Source organism: Cryobacterium melibiosiphilum (assembly GCF_003602235.1).
GTDB classification, from domain to species: Bacteria; Actinomycetota; Actinomycetes; order Actinomycetales; family Microbacteriaceae; genus Cryobacterium; species Cryobacterium melibiosiphilum.
Window position 1 is genome coordinate 1 of the sequence record NZ_QZVS01000069.1, and the last position, 15,350, is coordinate 15,350.

Below are 15,350 nucleotides of genomic sequence, written 5' to 3' on the forward strand. Positions count from 1 at the left end.
AACGGCGCGTCTGCTGGGCCGCGCCGCGGGTCAGCGGCCGCCGGGCAGCTGGCGCCCGCGCTGCTCCCGCGCGGCGTCGCCGTATGGGTAGTCCGACACCACCGGCGCACTGACCGCGGTCAGGCGCTGCACCTGCGCGTCGCTCAGCACGACGGATGCCGCCCCCAGGTTTTCTGACAGCTGCGCCACCGTGCGCGCACCCAGAATGACGGCGGTCACCCCGGGCTGGCCCTCGAGCCAGGCCAGGGACACCTGCGCGCTCGACGCGCCCACCTCGGTCGCAACCGCGCGGACCGTGTCGATGATCGCCCAGGTGCGGTCGAGTTCGTTGCGCGGGATCCAGGCCTCCATGCCGCGCCCCGGGTCCTCACCGAGCCGCGTCGCCCCGGTCGGATCGGTGTCGCGCAGGTATTTTCCGGTCAGCCAGCCGCCGCCGAGCGGTGACCACGGCAGCAGACCGAGGCCCGCGTCGAGGGCGGCCGGCACGATCTCGCTCTCAATCTCCCGCACCAGCAGGTTGTACTGCGGCTGCAGGGTGGCCGGCGGCGTGAAGCCGAGCGCCACCGCCCGGTGTACCGCCTTGGTCAGCTGCCAGCCGGTGAAGTTGGAGACGCCCCAGTAGCCGATCTTTCCGGCGCGCACGGCGTCGTCGAGAAAGCGCAGGGTTTCATCGATCGGGGTCACCGGATCCCACGCGTGCAGCTGGTACAGGTCGATCTGATCGGTGCCGAGTCGGCGCAGTGAAGCGTCGAGGGCCCGGGCCAGGTGGCGCCGGCTCGTGCCGAGATCGTTCGGGCCCGGCCCCATCGGGAACCGGGCCTTGGTGGCCAGCACGAGCTGCTCGCGCTCGGCAGGGTGCGCGGCCAGCCAGGCGCCCACGATGTCTTCCGAGCGGCCAAAACTGTACACGTCCGCCGTGTCGATGAAGGTACCGCCGGCGGCCACGTAGGCGTCGATCAGCTCGTGACTCGTGGTGGTGTCGGCCTCCGCGCCGAAGGTCATGGTGCCGAGGGCGTAGGTCGAGACGACCGCGCCGCTGTTGCCGAGGGTGCGATAGCGCATATATCAGTCCTTTTCGTCGGTGAACCGGTCGTTCCCAGTGTGGCCCGCGCCGGCGGATGCCGCATCCCGGTCGGTCTCGCCGGCGCCCGCGGCATAACTCCTGCTGGCTACGCGGCCGGCCGAAAAAGTGGCCCGTGTTTCCGGGGTTCTGCCGTGCGGGCTGCACGATCTGCAGGAGTTATGCCGCCGACGGGAGCCGCACCCGGCTCGGCCGCGCCGTTTCGGCCCCGAAAAGCTGGCAAAATCGAGGACAGATGCCCTGGAGGATCCACCCATGAGTCACGCCCGCCCCACCCGCCCCATCAGCAACACCACCACGGCCCTCGCCCTCGCCGGCCTGCTCGCGCTCACCGGCTGCTCCGGAACCGGAGCCATCGACGACAACCGCGCCCCCTCGACCTCCGTGACCGGCACCATCGCCGTCATCACCCACGGCACCCCCGGCGACAACTTCTGGGACGTCGTGAAAAGCGGCGCCGAGCAGGCCGCCGCCGACCTCGACATGAGAGTCACCTACCAGGGCGACGGCGACCCCGTGAAGCAGAGCCAGCTGATCGACGCGGCCGTCGCCGGCGACCCGGCCGGGCTGATCGTGTCGATGGCCAACCCCGACGGCGTGCGAGCCGCCGTCGAGAGCGCGGTCGCCGCGGGCATCCCCGTCGTCACGATCAATGCCGGCCTCGAGCAGTCCGCCGAGTTCGGTGCCCTCACCCACGTGGGCCAGAGCGAGTTTCTCGCCGGCCAGGCAGCAGGCGAAAGACTCGCCGAAGCCGGCGCCAACAACGTCATCTGCGTGATCCACGAGGCCGGGAACGTCTCGCTCGAAGAACGCTGCGCGGGAGCGGCCGACAAGCTTGACACCGTCACCAACCTGCAGGTCGACATCGCCAACCTCGCCGACGCCCAGAACACGATCCGCAGCAGCCTGCTCGCCGACCCGAGCATCGACGGCGTGCTCAGCCTCAACCCCGGCGTCGCTGTCTCCGCCGCGCAGGCCAACACGGAGGCCGGCGGCACCGCGCTGGTTGCCACCTTCGACGTCTCCGCCGACGTCACCTCCCTGATCACAGACGGCTCGATCCTGTTCGCGCTCGACCAGCAGCCCTACTCGCAGGGCTACCTGCCGGTGGTGTTCCTCACGCTGAAGCTGCGCAACGGCGACACCGTCGGCGGCGGCCAGCCCGTCTACTCCGGCCCCGGCTTCGTCACCACAGAGAACGCGGGGCAGGTCGCGGAGTTCGCCGAGCGAGGAACCCGGTGACGCGCCCCGCCGCATCCGCTGCCCCGACCACCACCGGCCCCAGCGCGCAGGACGCCCCGACAGCGCGCCACCCCGTGCGCGCCCTGCTGCGCCGCCCCGAACTCGGCGCGCTCGTGGCGGCCCTCGGCGTGTTCGTGTTCTTTTCCCTGACCAACAGCGTTTTTCTTTCCCCCGCCGGCGTCTCGACCTGGCTCTACAGTTCGAGCCTGTTCGGCATCATGGCCGTCGCGGTCGCGCTGCTGATGATCGGCGGCGAATTCGACCTCTCCGCGGGCGCGATGACCGGAACGACCGGGCTGCTGGTGGGAATAATGACCACGCAGTGGGGCCTCAACGTCTGGGTCGCGATGCTCGTCGCCCTCGCGATCGCCCTCACGATCGGCGCCGCCAACGCGCTGATCGTCGTGAAGACCGGCCTGCCGAGTTTCATCGTGACCCTCGCGACGTTTTTCATCCTTCAGGGTCTGAACCTCGCCGTCACAAAGCTCATCACCGGGTCGGTCGTCATTCAGGGCATGAACCAGGTTCCCTTCTTCGACACCGTTAAAATCCTGTTCGGGTCCACAATCCCCGTTTTCGGCCTCGACCTGAAGGTTGCCGTGCTGTGGTGGTTCGCCGTGATCGCCCTCGCCACCTGGGTGCTGCTGCGCACCCGAAGCGGCAACTGGATCGTCGCCGTCGGCGGCGACCAGCCCGCCGCCCGCCAGCTCGGCGTGCCGGTGCTGAAGGTTAAGCTCAGCCTGTTCATGACCACCGCCGGCGCCGGCTGGCTGGTCGGCATGCTGATGCTCTTCGACGTCTCCACCGTGCAGGCGACCACCGGCATCGGCCAGGAATTCATCTACATCATCTGCGCCGTCGTCGGCGGGAGCCTCCTCACCGGTGGCTACGGATCGGCCGCCGGCGCTGCCCTCGGCGCCCTGATCTACGGCATGACCCTGCAGGGAATCGTCTTCGCCCAGTGGGACAACAACTGGCTCAAAGCCTTCCTCGGCGTGATGCTTCTTCTCGCGGTGCTCGTCAACCTGTCGGTGCGGAAGCGCGTCGGGGCCCGCGCATGAGCGCCGCCCCGATCCTCGAGGTGCGCTCGATCGGCAAATCCTACGGCCCGGTACGCGCGCTGCACGGCGTCTCGGCCACGGTCGCGGCCGGCGACGTGCTCTGCGTGCTCGGCGACAACGGCGCCGGCAAGTCGACGCTCATTAAAATCCTCGCCGGCGTGCACCCGCACACCGAGGGCGAACTGCTCGCCCACGGCCGCCCGGTCACGTTCGCGAGCCCGCGCGCGGCCCTCGATCTCGGCATCACGACCGTGTACCAGGACCTCGCCGTCGTGCCGCTGATGCCGGTCTGGCGCAACTTCTTCCTCGGCGCGGAGCTCACGATCGGCCCCTTCCGCCGGCTCGATATCCGACGGATGCGCCACCTCGCCCACACCGAACTGGCGCGCATGGGCATCCGCTTGCGTGATGTCGACCAGCCGATCGGCACCCTGTCCGGCGGCGAACGGCAGTCCGTCGCGATCGCCCGCGCCGTGTACTTCGGGGCGAGTGTGGTGATTCTCGACGAGCCGACCGCGGCGCTCGGGGTCACCCAGTCGGGAGTCGTCTTGCGCTACATCATGCAGGCCCGAGACCTGGGCCTCGGCGTCGTCTTCATCACGCACAACCCGCACCACGCCTACCCGGTGGGCGACCGGTTTCTGCTGCTCGAGCACAGCACCAGCCTCGGCGTGTTTCCGAAAGCCGGCATCAGCCTCGCCGAGATGACCGCCCTGATGGCCGGCGGCGCCGAACTCGAGGCCCTCGCCCACGAGCTCGAGCGCCCGCCCTCGTCCCGCGAGTGAGCATTTTTTGCACTTCCCGGCGGGTTTTGGTGCACAAACCGCTCACTCGCGAGGAGTGGGGCGGCTCCGCGACCGGCCGTAGGCTGAACGGATGACTTCTCCCCGTGTGCTCATCCTGCTCGACGTCGACGGCGTGCTGAACCCGCAGTCGCAGCATCCGCGGCTCGTACTCAGCCCCGACCGCGCACTGCTCGTGCAGCGGCTCGCGGGGCTCGGGGACATCGTCTGGGCCACGACCTGGTCGCCGACGCACACGTTCCACCTCACCCGGGATCTCGAGCTTGCCGACACCACCGAGGGCATCGCGTTTCCGCGGGACATGCACGCCGACCCGGCCGCACCCGCCCCGACCCCGAAGCTGCACTGGGTTGCCCGTTGGCTCGCGCGCCAAGACGACCCGCCGCGCGCCGTGGTCTGGATCGACGACCTGCTGCGCGCCGACGCCGAGGATTGGGCCGCCGCGCAGCCCTACCCGACGCTGCTCGTGCACCCGGAGCCCCGAGCCGGACTCACGTCCGAGCACGTCGACGAGGTGACGGCCTTCGTCGCCGCCCTCTAGCCCCGCCGCCGTACCATTCGACGGTGTTCACCCCTCAACAGGGTGTTTTCGGCCCAAAACCGGGCGAAACCGAGCTCAACTCCGTCGAATGGTACGGGCGACGGGCGACGGGCGACGGATGCTCCGGCGAGCGGCTACTGCGCGGCGCGCTTGCGACGCAGCACGGCCAGCACCACGACGAGTGCCACGCCGAGCACGAGGGCGCCGGCACCGGCCCAGATCAGCAGCACGGGAGCGTCGTACCCGGTGCCGGCGAGGCCGGAACCGGCATCCGCTGCCGAGACGGTGATGGTGGCCACGCCGACCGCGCCGGACAGCTGGCCGGTGGCGGTGGTCGTGTAGGAGCCGGTGGCGTCGGCCGGGAGGGTGACGTTGACGCTCGCGGCGCCGGCATCCGTCGCGGACTTCACGAGCGTGACGGTGGCCGCGCGAACGGCGGAGAGGGTTGCGGTGCCCGCGCCGTCGACGGCGAAGGTCACGGCCTCGCCGGCGGTGAACGCGCCCGCGGCGAAGTCGACGGCGACGGTTTCGCCGGGCAGCGGCGTTCCGGACACGCTGATGCTGTCGGCCGGCACGTAGCCCGATGCCTGGGCGGTCAGCGGCATCGCGAACACGGCCAGCACGCTCAGGGCAATCGTTGCGAAGATGCGTCGAGCCGTGGTGGAACCCCCTGTATATACGTACGGCCACGGTCTGAGATCAGACGGACCAGTCCCAGTCTATGGGGCAATCGGTCAGCCCCGAGCCGCGCTCGCGGCCCTACACGACCCGGCGCAGCTGCTCGTCGATCGCGTCGGTGCCGAAAATCTGGTCGGCCGTGATGAGCGCGAGCCCCGACACTCCCCCGAGATCGCCGAGCGTCGACGTCGTGATGCGCAGCCGCCGGGTGGCCAGCGTCGACGTGCGCTGGTAGACCCGCTCCCGGATGCCGGACATCAGCACTTCCCCGCAGTCCGCCAGCTGGCCGGACACCACGATCACCGCCGGGTTCAGGATGCTGACCAGGTCGGCGACCGCGTCGCCGAGCGTGCGCCCCGCCTGCCGCACCAGGCGCACGGCGGCGATATTGCCCGCGATCACGAGTTGCACGACCTCGGTCGGGGACGTCACCGCAATGCCGAGGGCGGTCAGGTCGCGCACGAGGGCCCATCCGCTCGCCGAGGCCTCGACGCAGCCCTCGTTGCCGCACCGGCACTGCAGCAGCGCCACCTCGTCGGGGCCCACGGTCGGCGCCGTGCGGGTGTGGCCGATATCCCCGGCCGCGCCCTCGTTGCCGCGCACGATCTGCCCGTTGAAGACGAGGCCGGCCCCGATGCCGGTGCCGAGCTTGAGGCCGATCAGGTTGTCGCTCTTCAGCACGCGGGCTTCGATCGCCGCCCGGGCGTTGGCGTCGTTCTCCACCACGACCGGCACGGCGAAGTGGCTGCCGAACCAGCCGGCAATGTCGAAACCGTCCCAGCCGGTCATGATCGGCGGGCTCACCACGCGGCCTGCCGCGAAATCGACCGGACCGGGCACGCCCACCCCGATGCCCCAGACGCCGCCGGTGTCGCCGAGTTCCTCCATCGCCACGAGCACGTCGCCGAGCACCCGTTCTGGCCCTTCCCAGACGTTGACCCGGCGGGTCACGTGCCGAATCGGCGTGCCTTCCAGGTCGCACAGGGCGACGATGAAACCGGATGCCCCGATATCGACCGCGAGCAGGCTCGCCCGCCGCTGATTGAACTCGAACAGGCTCGACGGGCGTCCGCCCGTGGACTCGCCCCCGCCGATGGCGGAGATCAGACCGGCCGCGTGCAGCGAGGTCAGGCGCTGGTTCACGGTCGACCGTGACAGGCCCGTGATGCGCATGACATCGGTGCGGCTGAGCCGCTTGCGGTCGCGAAAAAGGGACAGCACGTCGCTGACGTGGGAGGGTGCATCGTTCCAGGACATTCGGGCTCCAGTGCCTCAGGTGTTTCGATCTTACCCGTCAGAAAGAATTCTGACTTCTGTATTGTCAAAGCATAAAAGTGGCGCTAGTTTTATCCCACTGGCACACGGTGGTGCCCCAACCTTCTGAGGTAGACATGTTCAGCACAGACGCAACATGGCAGCGCACTCTGCGCGTGGCCGTTCCCCTCGGGGCACTCGCCCTGCTCCTCGCCGGCTGCTCCAACGGCGCATCGTCGGATGCGACCGGCGCCGGCGGCGCCAAGGTCGCCGCGGTCATCAAGGGCCTCGACAACCCCTTCTTCCAGGCCATGGAAGACGGCATCAACGACGCCGCCGACACCGACGGGGTCGACGTCAGCATCCAGGCCGCCGCCGACGTCGGCGACACCTCCGGCCAGGCCGACAAGCTCAGCGCGCTCGCCGGCCAGGACTTCGGCTGCTTCATCATCAACCCGATCAGCGGCACCAACCTCGTGCAGGCCCTCAGCCAGGTCAGCACCGCCGGCAAGGCCATCGTCAACATCGACAGCCCGATCGACCCCGACGCGGCGCAGACCGCGAACATCGACATTGCCACCTACATCGGCACCGACAACGAGGCCGCCGGCGGCAAGGCCGGCGACTTCATCGCCTCGCAGGTGCCGGCCGGCAGCAAGGTCGCCATCATCGGCGGCATCGCCGGTGACGTCACGAGCGCCGCCCGCGTCGACGGCTTCAGGGCTGCCGCCGGTGACCTCACCGTCGTGCAGGAGACCGCCGCCGACTGGAAGCGTGAGGTCGCCCTCACCGCCGCCACCGACATCATCGCGGCCAACCCCGACATCACGGCCTTCTTCGCCGCCAACGACGACATGGGCCTCGGCATCGTGAAGGCCGTCGAAAACGCCCAGCGCACCGGCGAGATCGTGGTGGTCAGCGTCGACGGCAACAAGGACGCCCTCGAATCGGTGGCCGCCGGCGGCCTCACCGCGACCGTCGCCCAGTATCCCTACGCGATCGGCGAACTCGGCCTGCAAGCCTGCGAGGTCGTCGCGGCCGGACAGACCCTGCCCGACCAGATCGAATCCCCGACGGCCCTGGTCACGACCGACGTCGCGGCGGATGCCATCGCCAAGTTCCCGCAGCCGTTCGAGGCTTTCGAGAACCCGCTGACCGCGCTGCTGACCAAGTAGGACCGCGCTCATGAGCACCCCAACCAAGACCGGCCCCACCAGGACCAAGCCGGCGGATGCCCCGCACGGCGTTGTCGCCCCGATCATCGGCCAGGCCCGGCAGGTGAGTTTCTGGGCCGAGCAGGCCGCCCCGATCGGCCTGGTCGGGCTGGTGATCGTCTTCTCGATTCTGAGTCCGACGTTCCTGACGCTCGGCAACATTCGCGCCATGCTCGTCGCGGCCGCGATCTTGATCGTGCTGTCGGTGGCACAATCGTTCGTCATCACCACCGGCGGCATCGACCTGTCGATCTCGGCCACGATGACCGTGGGCGCGGTCGGCTTCGGGCTCGCCTGGCAGGCCGGTCTCGGTTTTGTGCTCTCCGGGCTCGTGGCCGTCGCATCCGCCCTGGTCATCGGGCTGATCAACGGGCTGCTGATCGCACGCGGCAAGGTCACGGACTTCATCGCGACCCTCGGCACGCTCTCGGTGGCGACCGGCCTCGCGCTGATCTTCAGCGACGGCAAGCCGATCACCGTGAACAGCTCCGAGCTGTTGACGCTCACGTCGGGATCGATCGGCATCTTCGGCTACCCGATCATCCTCGCCGTGATCATCGGCGCACTGGCCTGGTTCGTGATGTTCCGCACCCGCTTCGGCCTGCACGTGCAGGCCGCCGGCGGCAGCGAGGAGAGCGCGGTCGCCAACGGCGTCAACGCTCCCCGCGTGCGCATCGCGGTCTACCTGATCAGCGCTGGCCTCGCCGGGGTCGCCGCCCTGCTGTTGGTGGCGCGCGTGGGCGCCGCGGAGCCGGCAATCAATACCGCCTTTCTCTTGAACTGCATCGCCGCGGTCGTGCTCGGCGGGGTCAGCCTCACCGGCGGCAAGGCCCGCATCGTGGGCCCGATCATCGGCGCGCTGCTGCTGACCGCCCTCACCAACGGGCTCACCCTGCTCGGGGTGAGTCAGTTCTACCAGCCGCTCGCCGTGGGCCTGGTTGTGGTGCTCGCTGCCCTCCTCACCCGGTTCCAGAAGAAATGACGCAGACCAGCAGAAATGAAGATGAAATGACCACTCAGACCGATTTTCAGCCCGGTTCCGCTCCCGCCAGTGAGATTCTGCTCGAAGCCACCGACATTAAAAAGTCCTTCGGCGGCGTGCACGCCCTCAAGGGCGCCTCGATCACCATGCGGCGCGGCGAGATCACCGCCCTGGTCGGCGACAACGGCGCCGGCAAGTCCACGCTCGTGCGCTGCCTGTCCGGCATCCACCGGCCCGATTCCGGCACGATCCGGCTCGACGGCGACGTGGTGCACTTCAGCACCCCGAACGAGGCCCGCAAGCACGGCATGGAGACCGTGCAGCAGAACCTCGCCCTGGTCGAAGAACTCGCCGTCTGGCAGAACTTCTTTCTCGGCCGCGAGCTCGTGCACGGCCCGTTCCGCACCCTCGACCGCAAGAACATGAAGCGCAAAGCGGCCGACATGCTCGCCGACCTCGCGGTGAACGCGCCGCCGGTCGCGAGCAAGGTGCGCCGGCTGTCGGGCGGCCAGCGCCAGGCGGTGGCCATCGCCCGCGCCGCCGGCTGGGGCAGCAAGATCGTCATCATGGACGAACCCACCGCCGCCCTCGGCGTGCAGGAGACCGCGAAGGTCGAGCAGACCATCGAGACCCTGCGCGATTCGGGCGTCTCGGTGCTGCTGATCAGCCACAACTTCGACCAGGTGATGCGCCTCGCCAACCACGTCTGGGTAATGCGGGCCGGCCTCGCCGTGGCCGAACGCCGCACCGCGGAGTCCAGCGGCGACGAGCTCGTCGCGCTCATCACCGGCGCGAAGGCGCACTGACGATGACCGCACCACACAACCCGCTCGGCATCCACGCCGGCGTCTGGGTCGGGGACTGGTCGCCGGCATCCGCCCGCTACGCCATCGAGCAGAGCGCGGCCGCCGGGTTCGACCTGATCGAGATTCCGGCGGTTAGCTCCGACGCCGACCACGACGTGTCGGACCCGGGCGTCACACTGGCCCTGCTGCGGGACCATGGCCTCGATGCCGTCGTCTCGCTCGCCCTCGGCCGAGGCGAGGACATCAACACGACGGATGCGCACGCATCCGCGCGCGGGGAACGCCGCCTGCTGCAGGCGGTCGCCTTCGCCCACAGCCTCGGCGCGCCCTACGTCGGCGGGGTGCTCTACTCGATGATGGGCAAGTACGACCTGGCGCCCAGCGCGCAGGCTCGGGACAACTCCCTGGCCGTGCTCGGGCGGGTGGCGCGGGTGGCGGCCGAGTCGGGCATCGAGCTCGGCCTCGAATACGTCAACCGCTACGAGAGCAATCTGCTCAACACCGCCGCGAAGACCGTGCAGTTCATCCATGACCTGGCTGCGCCCAACGTCGTGCTGCACCTCGACACCTTCCACGCCAACCTCGAGGAACCCGACCAGGCCACTGCCGTGCGCGATGCCGGGCCGTTGCTCGGCTACATCCATGCCGCCGAGAACCATCGCGGGGGCCTCGGCACCGGCAGCATCGACTGGCCCGGGCTGTTTCGCCAGCTCGCCCTGTCGGACTACCGCGGACCGATCACCTTCGAATCGTTCTCGGGCGTGGTGCAGCCGCCGGCGGTCGCGACCGACATCGGCCTCTGGCGCGACCTCTGGACCGACCCGCACGACCTCGCCCGCCAGGCCCACACCTTTCTCACCGCCCAACTGGCCGCCGCGCACGCTGCCGTGCCGGCGCTGGCATCCGCTTAATTCGTCTGCTCACCACCACACAGTCTCGATTTTTCACAGAACAAAGGAACCCTCATGTCCAGCAACTCACTCGGAGTGCACGCCCTCGTCTTCTCGGGCGGCACCGGCCCCGCCGAAGTCAGCTACGCGATCGAACAGACCAAGAAAGCCGGCTTCGACATTCTGGAGCTGTCGCTGCACGACGCCCACAATCTCGACGCGGCGAGCGCCCGCGCCGAGCTTCACGCGGCCGGCCTCGACGTGGTCTGCTCCCGCGGGCTGAGTTTTCAGGCGGATGTCTCCAGCGACGACCCCGCGGTCGTCGCCCTCGGCGCCGCCCTGCTGCACGATTCCCTGCAGCTCACCCACGACCTCGGCGGCACCTTCTTCACCGGCGCGCTCTACAGCGCGCTCGGCAAGTACAGCGCCCCGCTCAGCACGCGGGGCCGCGCCAACGTCGTCGCGGTGCTGCGCGACCTCGCCGTCGAGGCGCAGGGGCTCGGCATGAGCCTGGGCCTGGAGATCTGCAACCGCTACGAGACCAACGTCATCAACACCGCCGCCGGAGCGCTCACCCTCGCCGACGACATCGGCGAAAACAACGTGCTGATCCACCTCGATTCGTACCACATGAACATCGAGGAGGACGACTTCGTGCGCCCGGTTCACCTCGTGGGCGACCGCCTCGGCTACGTGCACATCGGCGAGAACCACCGCGGCTATCTCGGCAGCGGCCACCTCGATTTCGGGTCGTTCTTCCACGCCCTCGCCGACATCGACTACACCGGACCGATCACCTTCGAATCGTTCTCGTCGGCGATCGTCTCACCGACCCTGTCGAACGACCTCGCCATCTGGCGCAACCTCTGGTACGACGGCCCCGCCCTGGCCCGGCACGCCCACACCTATCTCGCCACCGCCCTAGAGTCGACTCATGCCGAGTCCACAGATGCCGCGTCCACACCTGCCGAGTCGACACATGCCGAATGGTGACGACCGGTCCGCCGCGGCGACCCAGCTGGCCGACGCACCTGCATCCGCTCAGCTGACCGAACTCGCGCAGCGCGTGATCACGCTGCTGCCCGAACACGGGCGCATCCTGATCGGCATCGCCGGCAGTCCCGGCGCCGGCAAGACCACCCTCGCGATGCAGGTCGCGGCCACGGTGAACGAGCTGCTCGGGTCGACGGATGCCGCGGTGCACCTGCCCATGGACGGCTACCACCTCGCCAACAAGACCCTCGACCGGCTGGGCCGCCACGACCGCAAGGGCGCCATCGACACCTTCGACGGCTGGGGCTTCGTCGGCCTGCTGCGCCGGCTGCTCGCCGAGACCGAGCACACGGTCTACGCGCCGAGCTTCGACCGCGCCGTGGACGAGGGCATCGCCGCCGAGATCGCCGTGCTGCCGACTGCCCGCGTCGTGATGGTCGAGGGCAACTACCTGCTCGCCGACTCCGAGCCGTGGGCACAGATTCGGGAGCTGCTCGCCGAGAGCTGGTTCTGCGAGACCAGTGAGGCCGAACGCCTGCGCCGCCTCGTCGACCGGCACGAGCGCCACGGCCGCAGCCACGAAGCGGCACTGGCTTGGGCCGAATCCGTCGATGGCCAGAACGCGCTGCTGATCGAGGCGACCCGCCCGCGCGCCACGCTGACGATCTCCGGCCAGGCCTGAGCCGGGCGGCGGCATCCGCTTGTCGATAGGTGACAGCTGTGAGCGCGCGAGCCCGCTATAGGAGGCCTGCGCGCTCACAGCTGTCATCCATCGACACGGGCCCAGCCAATCGTCACAACCCGCGGCGGCCCACGGGCAGGGTCAGCTCGAAGCGGCTGCCCGCCGGCGATGACCGGGTGAGGCGCAGGTCGCCGCCGTGGCGCCGTGCGATGTGGCGACTGATTCCGAGGCCCAGGCCGGTGCCCGCCTGATCGGAGGTGCGCGCCGAGGGCGTGCGATAGTACGCCTCGAACACGCGCGACCGGTCTTCGTCGGCGATTCCGCCGCCCGAATCGGCGACGGCGAGCGTGACCGTGTCGGCGTCGCTCGTCACGCTGACGGTGACCGTGCCGCCCACGCGGTTGTACTTGATGGCGTTGGAGAGCAGGTTGTCGACCACCTGCCGAACCCGATTCGCATCGACCTCGGCGAACGGCGAGGGCACGCCCGGCATCGGCTCGCTCACGCTGATCGTGATGCCGCGCACATCAGCAGAAACCAGGCGCGTCTCCCGGCACTCCGCCACGAGCCGGCGCAGATCCGTCGCGGCGTACTCGAGTGGAGGTTCCCGCACCGCGGTACTGCGGGCCATAAGCAGGTCTGCGAACATCGCCTCCATCTGCTCGGCGTTGCGCACGATCACGGCTGCCCGCTGCTGCACCAGCGGCATCTGCCCGCTGTCCTCCAGCACGAGCTCGGCATTGCCCAGGATCGAGGTGAGTGGTGTGCGCAGCTCATGGGTGACCGCCTCGATCAGCCGGTCGCGTTGGCGCACGGCCTGCTCGGTCAGCTCGGTCTGGGCGGCCAGTTCGACGCGTTTACGACGAATGCGCGCGCCCGAGATTCCGGCGGCCCCCGCCAGCACGACCAGAATCAGCGGAAACGCGATGAGGCGGGCGAAGTCGGCGGAGTCGAAGTCGACGTAGTTCGCGAAGAAACTTTGCGGGCTCGTCACCGCGACGAGCGCGAGGCACACGGCAAAACCCACCGGGCCGAACGAGTAGGCGATCCAAATGATGGGCAGGATGAGCAGCAGCGCGCCGCCCGACATCGCGGCCTGGTCGGCCACGACGGTCAGGCGGATGCCCACGATATCCAGCAGGGGTAGCGCCAGCGAGAAGCTCTGCAGCCAGGCGGTCTTGCGCCACAACACCGTGACGACGGTGACCAGCCCGATGAGCCCGGCGCCAGAAATATACAGCACCGGATTGAGCGTGTTCGGGCCGCCGACCAGCAGCGCCGTGCCCACCACGAGCAGCGCCGCGAACACGACGACCTGAAATTCCAGCAGGGACCGGGCGTAGCCCTCGTAGCGTCTCACCATGGCTGGTCCCCCTGATCACAGCATAAACGGAAAGTATGCTCATAAACGTTGAAATTCTGGGGTTGAGAACCCCTGATCGTCATGCCTCGCCCCAGCCCACCGGCACCGTGACCGCGCCCGACCAGCGAAGCCCCGCGGCAGGGTCCCTCTAAACTGTGGAGATCACACCATTGACACAGAGCACCCCTGCCACGAGCACACCACCCGCGACGCCGGCCGTGCTGACTCTCGCTCGCCTGCGCCCCGCGCCGTGGAGCGCCGCGTCACCCGTGCACCTGCAGATCGCGGACTGGCTCAGCAACCTGGTCGTCTCGGGCGAGCTCACCCCCGGCGACAGACTCCCCCCGGAACGCCAACTCGCCGAAGCGCTCCTGGTCAGCCGAATGACCCTCCGCCAGGCCCTCGAGGGCCTCCAAACCGCTGGCTGGCTGACCCGCACCCGCGGCCGCCGCGGCGGTGCCGTGATCGCCGATCACCGTTCCAACGTAGATATTTCCAACCTGGTCGGACTCCGAGCGCAATTGCTGCAGTCGGCGCTGACGGCATCCTCTCGCCTCATTTCGGCCACCCAGAACACTCCCGACGACGCCACTCGCACCGCCCTGCGGCTCGGCCCCGCCGACAGCGTCTACGACGTGATCCGGGTGCGCTTCGCCGACGACATCCCCGTCGTGCTCGAGCGCTCATACTTTCCCGCCGGGCTGTTCCCCGGCCTGCTCGACCGTGACCTCACCGGGTCGATGTACTCCCTCATGCGCCGCCACTACGCACTTGCCCCGGTATCGGCCACCCAGGAACTGACCGCCCTGATCGTCGACGCCGCCGATGCCGCGCTGCTCGAGATCGCCCCGAACGGCCCGATCCTCGGCATCACGCGCACCTCGCTCGCCGGCAACGGCACCCCCGTGGAGTTCTCCCGCGACCTCTTCCGCTCCGACAAGCTCCGCGTCACCGTGTCCGGGCGGGTCAGTTCGGCAGCGGATGCCCCGGCCGGCCTCCCCGACGACGACGCGGCATCCGCTTCAGTCACCGAACCGTAGGTGCAGCGCCGCCGGGGTCAGCGTCGGCAGCACGCCGTCGCACCGTGGCCGCAGCTCGCTCAGCGGATGCGTGCCCGCGACGGCGATCACCCGCATGCCGGCCGCCCGGCCCGCGGCCAGCCCCGGGAGCGAATCCTCGAGCACCACCACCCGGCGTGGGTCGCCGAGCCCGAGCAGCGCGGCCCCGCGCCGAAACCCCTCCGGGTGCGGCTTGCCCGCGGCCACGTCCTCCTCGGCGACAACCGTCGGCAGCAGCTCGCTGAGGCCCGCCCGGTGCAGGGCCGGCAGCACACTCTGCCGGCTCGCTCCCGTCACCACGGCCAGGGCGAGGCCCCGACCCGCTGCCGCCCGCACAAAGTCCCGGGTGGGCTGCGCGATCAGGTCCGCCGTCGCGGCCGCCCGCTCGTAACGCCGGGCGAGTTCGACGAGCAGGTCGTCGACGGATGCCTGTGGTCGCGTGCTCTCGGCGGCCAGCAGCGTCAGAATGCCACGATCACTGCGCCCCGCATACGCCGTCGTGTAGCGATCTGCGGACAGGTCCACGCCGAGGGCCTCCCGAGCCAGCTCCCGAATCAGCTCGGACAGTAGTCGTTCATCATCGCTGAGGGTGCCATTGAAATCGAGCAGCAGTCCCTGCATCTCGGCCATGCTCCAGCCGGCGTTCGGGGTGCAAATCGGGTCAGTCAGGTCAATCGGGTCAGTCAGGGTCATCAGGGTCGT

The 15,350-nt window shown here is 69.3% G+C and carries 16 protein-coding genes; 11 read left to right on the plus strand and 5 right to left on the minus strand.

What is annotated here, in order from left to right:
• Positions 1 to 30: 30 nt before the first annotated feature.
• Positions 31 to 1,062 carry an aldo/keto reductase gene (locus D6T64_RS05750; RefSeq protein ID WP_119973019.1) on the minus strand — a complete coding sequence of 344 codons (1,032 nt, stop codon included), beginning with the start codon at positions 1,060 to 1,062 and terminating at the stop codon, positions 31 to 33.
• 274 nt (positions 1,063 to 1,336) lie between these two features.
• Here D6T64_RS05750 and D6T64_RS05755 point away from each other — a divergent pair, with 274 nt between their 5' ends.
• The 4 genes from D6T64_RS05755 (at position 1,337) to D6T64_RS05770 (ending at position 4,728) form a co-directional block, all read left to right on the plus strand.
• Entirely contained in the window at positions 1,337 to 2,323 is a 987-nt protein-coding gene (locus tag D6T64_RS05755) for a sugar ABC transporter substrate-binding protein (protein WP_119973021.1), read from the plus strand.
• Positions 2,320 to 3,384, plus strand: coding sequence for an ABC transporter permease (locus D6T64_RS05760; protein WP_119973024.1), 1,065 nt, complete (start codon positions 2,320 to 2,322; stop codon positions 3,382 to 3,384). The genes D6T64_RS05755 and D6T64_RS05760 overlap by 4 nt, the downstream gene beginning before the upstream one ends.
• Positions 3,381 to 4,169, plus strand: coding sequence for an ATP-binding cassette domain-containing protein (locus tag D6T64_RS05765; protein WP_119973027.1), 789 nt, complete (start codon positions 3,381 to 3,383; stop codon positions 4,167 to 4,169). The genes D6T64_RS05760 and D6T64_RS05765 overlap by 4 nt, the downstream gene beginning before the upstream one ends.
• Before the next feature lie 91 nt (positions 4,170 to 4,260).
• Positions 4,261 to 4,728: an HAD domain-containing protein gene (locus D6T64_RS05770; RefSeq protein ID WP_147364490.1), complete on the plus strand. Its 468-nt coding sequence runs from the start codon at positions 4,261 to 4,263 to the stop codon at positions 4,726 to 4,728.
• A gap of 134 nt (positions 4,729 to 4,862) precedes the next feature.
• Here D6T64_RS05770 and D6T64_RS05775 read toward each other — a convergent pair whose 3' ends face one another.
• Positions 4,863 to 5,351 (minus strand): hypothetical protein, encoded by a 489-nt coding sequence (locus tag D6T64_RS05775; protein WP_119973034.1) that lies wholly within the window; start codon positions 5,349 to 5,351, stop codon positions 4,863 to 4,865.
• A 136-nt stretch (positions 5,352 to 5,487) separates the two neighbouring features.
• A complete protein-coding gene (locus D6T64_RS05780) occupies positions 5,488 to 6,663 on the minus strand; it encodes an ROK family transcriptional regulator (RefSeq protein WP_119973037.1) in 1,176 nt (391 codons plus the stop codon).
• A gap of 134 nt (positions 6,664 to 6,797) precedes the next feature.
• Between D6T64_RS05780 and D6T64_RS05785 the strand changes: the two genes are divergently transcribed.
• The 6 genes from D6T64_RS05785 to D6T64_RS05810 are packed head-to-tail and all read left to right on the plus strand — an operon-like array spanning position 6,798 to position 12,227.
• On the plus strand, positions 6,798 to 7,835 hold the full coding sequence (locus tag D6T64_RS05785) for a substrate-binding domain-containing protein (RefSeq protein WP_119973040.1): 1,038 nt from the start codon (positions 6,798 to 6,800) through the stop codon (positions 7,833 to 7,835).
• 10 nt (positions 7,836 to 7,845) lie between these two features.
• Positions 7,846 to 8,856: an ABC transporter permease gene (locus tag D6T64_RS05790; protein ID WP_119973043.1), complete on the plus strand. Its 1,011-nt coding sequence runs from the start codon at positions 7,846 to 7,848 to the stop codon at positions 8,854 to 8,856.
• 26 nt (positions 8,857 to 8,882) lie between these two features.
• On the plus strand, positions 8,883 to 9,662 hold the full coding sequence (locus tag D6T64_RS05795) for an ATP-binding cassette domain-containing protein (RefSeq protein ID WP_119973046.1): 780 nt from the start codon (positions 8,883 to 8,885) through the stop codon (positions 9,660 to 9,662).
• Positions 9,663 to 9,664: 2 nt separating this feature from the next.
• A complete protein-coding gene (locus D6T64_RS05800; protein WP_119973049.1) occupies positions 9,665 to 10,573 on the plus strand; it encodes a sugar phosphate isomerase/epimerase family protein in 909 nt (302 codons plus the stop codon).
• A gap of 54 nt (positions 10,574 to 10,627) precedes the next feature.
• Complete coding sequence (locus D6T64_RS05805) at positions 10,628 to 11,545, plus strand: sugar phosphate isomerase/epimerase family protein (RefSeq protein ID WP_119973053.1); 918 nt, start codon at positions 10,628 to 10,630, stop codon at positions 11,543 to 11,545.
• Complete coding sequence (locus D6T64_RS05810; RefSeq protein WP_119973057.1) at positions 11,532 to 12,227, plus strand: nucleoside/nucleotide kinase family protein; 696 nt, start codon at positions 11,532 to 11,534, stop codon at positions 12,225 to 12,227. The genes D6T64_RS05805 and D6T64_RS05810 overlap by 14 nt, the downstream gene beginning before the upstream one ends.
• Before the next feature lie 112 nt (positions 12,228 to 12,339).
• Here D6T64_RS05810 and D6T64_RS05815 read toward each other — a convergent pair whose 3' ends face one another.
• A complete protein-coding gene (locus tag D6T64_RS05815; RefSeq protein WP_119973059.1) occupies positions 12,340 to 13,590 on the minus strand; it encodes a sensor histidine kinase in 1,251 nt (416 codons plus the stop codon).
• Between the two features lie 170 nt (positions 13,591 to 13,760).
• Between D6T64_RS05815 and D6T64_RS05820 the strand changes: the two genes are divergently transcribed.
• A complete protein-coding gene (locus D6T64_RS05820; protein ID WP_158594824.1) occupies positions 13,761 to 14,630 on the plus strand; it encodes a GntR family transcriptional regulator in 870 nt (289 codons plus the stop codon).
• Here the strand turns inward: D6T64_RS05820 and D6T64_RS05825 are convergent.
• Positions 14,613 to 15,341 (minus strand): HAD family hydrolase, encoded by a 729-nt coding sequence (locus tag D6T64_RS05825; RefSeq protein ID WP_119973065.1) that lies wholly within the window; start codon positions 15,339 to 15,341, stop codon positions 14,613 to 14,615. The two genes, D6T64_RS05820 and D6T64_RS05825, sit on opposite strands and share 18 nt — an antisense overlap.
• Between the last annotated feature and the right edge of the window lie 9 nt (positions 15,342 to 15,350).

Excerpts from the sequence above, each read along its gene's own strand:
- D6T64_RS05750 (WP_119973019.1), bottom strand. The coding sequence starts at position 1,062 with ATGCGCTATCGCACCCTCGGCAACAGCGGCGCGGTCGTCTCGACCTAC.
- D6T64_RS05755 (WP_119973021.1), top strand. The coding sequence starts at position 1,337 with ATGAGTCACGCCCGCCCCACCCGCCCCATCAGCAACACCACCACGGCC.
- D6T64_RS05765 (WP_119973027.1), top strand. The coding sequence starts at position 3,381 with ATGAGCGCCGCCCCGATCCTCGAGGTGCGCTCGATCGGCAAATCCTAC.
- D6T64_RS05770 (WP_147364490.1), top strand. The coding sequence starts at position 4,261 with ATGACTTCTCCCCGTGTGCTCATCCTGCTCGACGTCGACGGCGTGCTG.
- D6T64_RS05780 (WP_119973037.1), bottom strand. The coding sequence starts at position 6,663 with ATGTCCTGGAACGATGCACCCTCCCACGTCAGCGACGTGCTGTCCCTT.
- D6T64_RS05785 (WP_119973040.1), top strand. The coding sequence starts at position 6,798 with ATGTTCAGCACAGACGCAACATGGCAGCGCACTCTGCGCGTGGCCGTT.
- D6T64_RS05790 (WP_119973043.1), top strand. The coding sequence starts at position 7,846 with ATGAGCACCCCAACCAAGACCGGCCCCACCAGGACCAAGCCGGCGGAT.
- D6T64_RS05795 (WP_119973046.1), top strand. The coding sequence starts at position 8,883 with ATGACCACTCAGACCGATTTTCAGCCCGGTTCCGCTCCCGCCAGTGAG.
- D6T64_RS05800 (WP_119973049.1), top strand. The coding sequence starts at position 9,665 with ATGACCGCACCACACAACCCGCTCGGCATCCACGCCGGCGTCTGGGTC.
- D6T64_RS05805 (WP_119973053.1), top strand. The coding sequence starts at position 10,628 with ATGTCCAGCAACTCACTCGGAGTGCACGCCCTCGTCTTCTCGGGCGGC.
- D6T64_RS05810 (WP_119973057.1), top strand. The coding sequence starts at position 11,532 with ATGCCGAATGGTGACGACCGGTCCGCCGCGGCGACCCAGCTGGCCGAC.
- D6T64_RS05815 (WP_119973059.1), bottom strand. The coding sequence starts at position 13,590 with ATGGTGAGACGCTACGAGGGCTACGCCCGGTCCCTGCTGGAATTTCAG.
- D6T64_RS05825 (WP_119973065.1), bottom strand. The coding sequence starts at position 15,341 with ATGACCCTGACTGACCCGATTGACCTGACTGACCCGATTTGCACCCCG.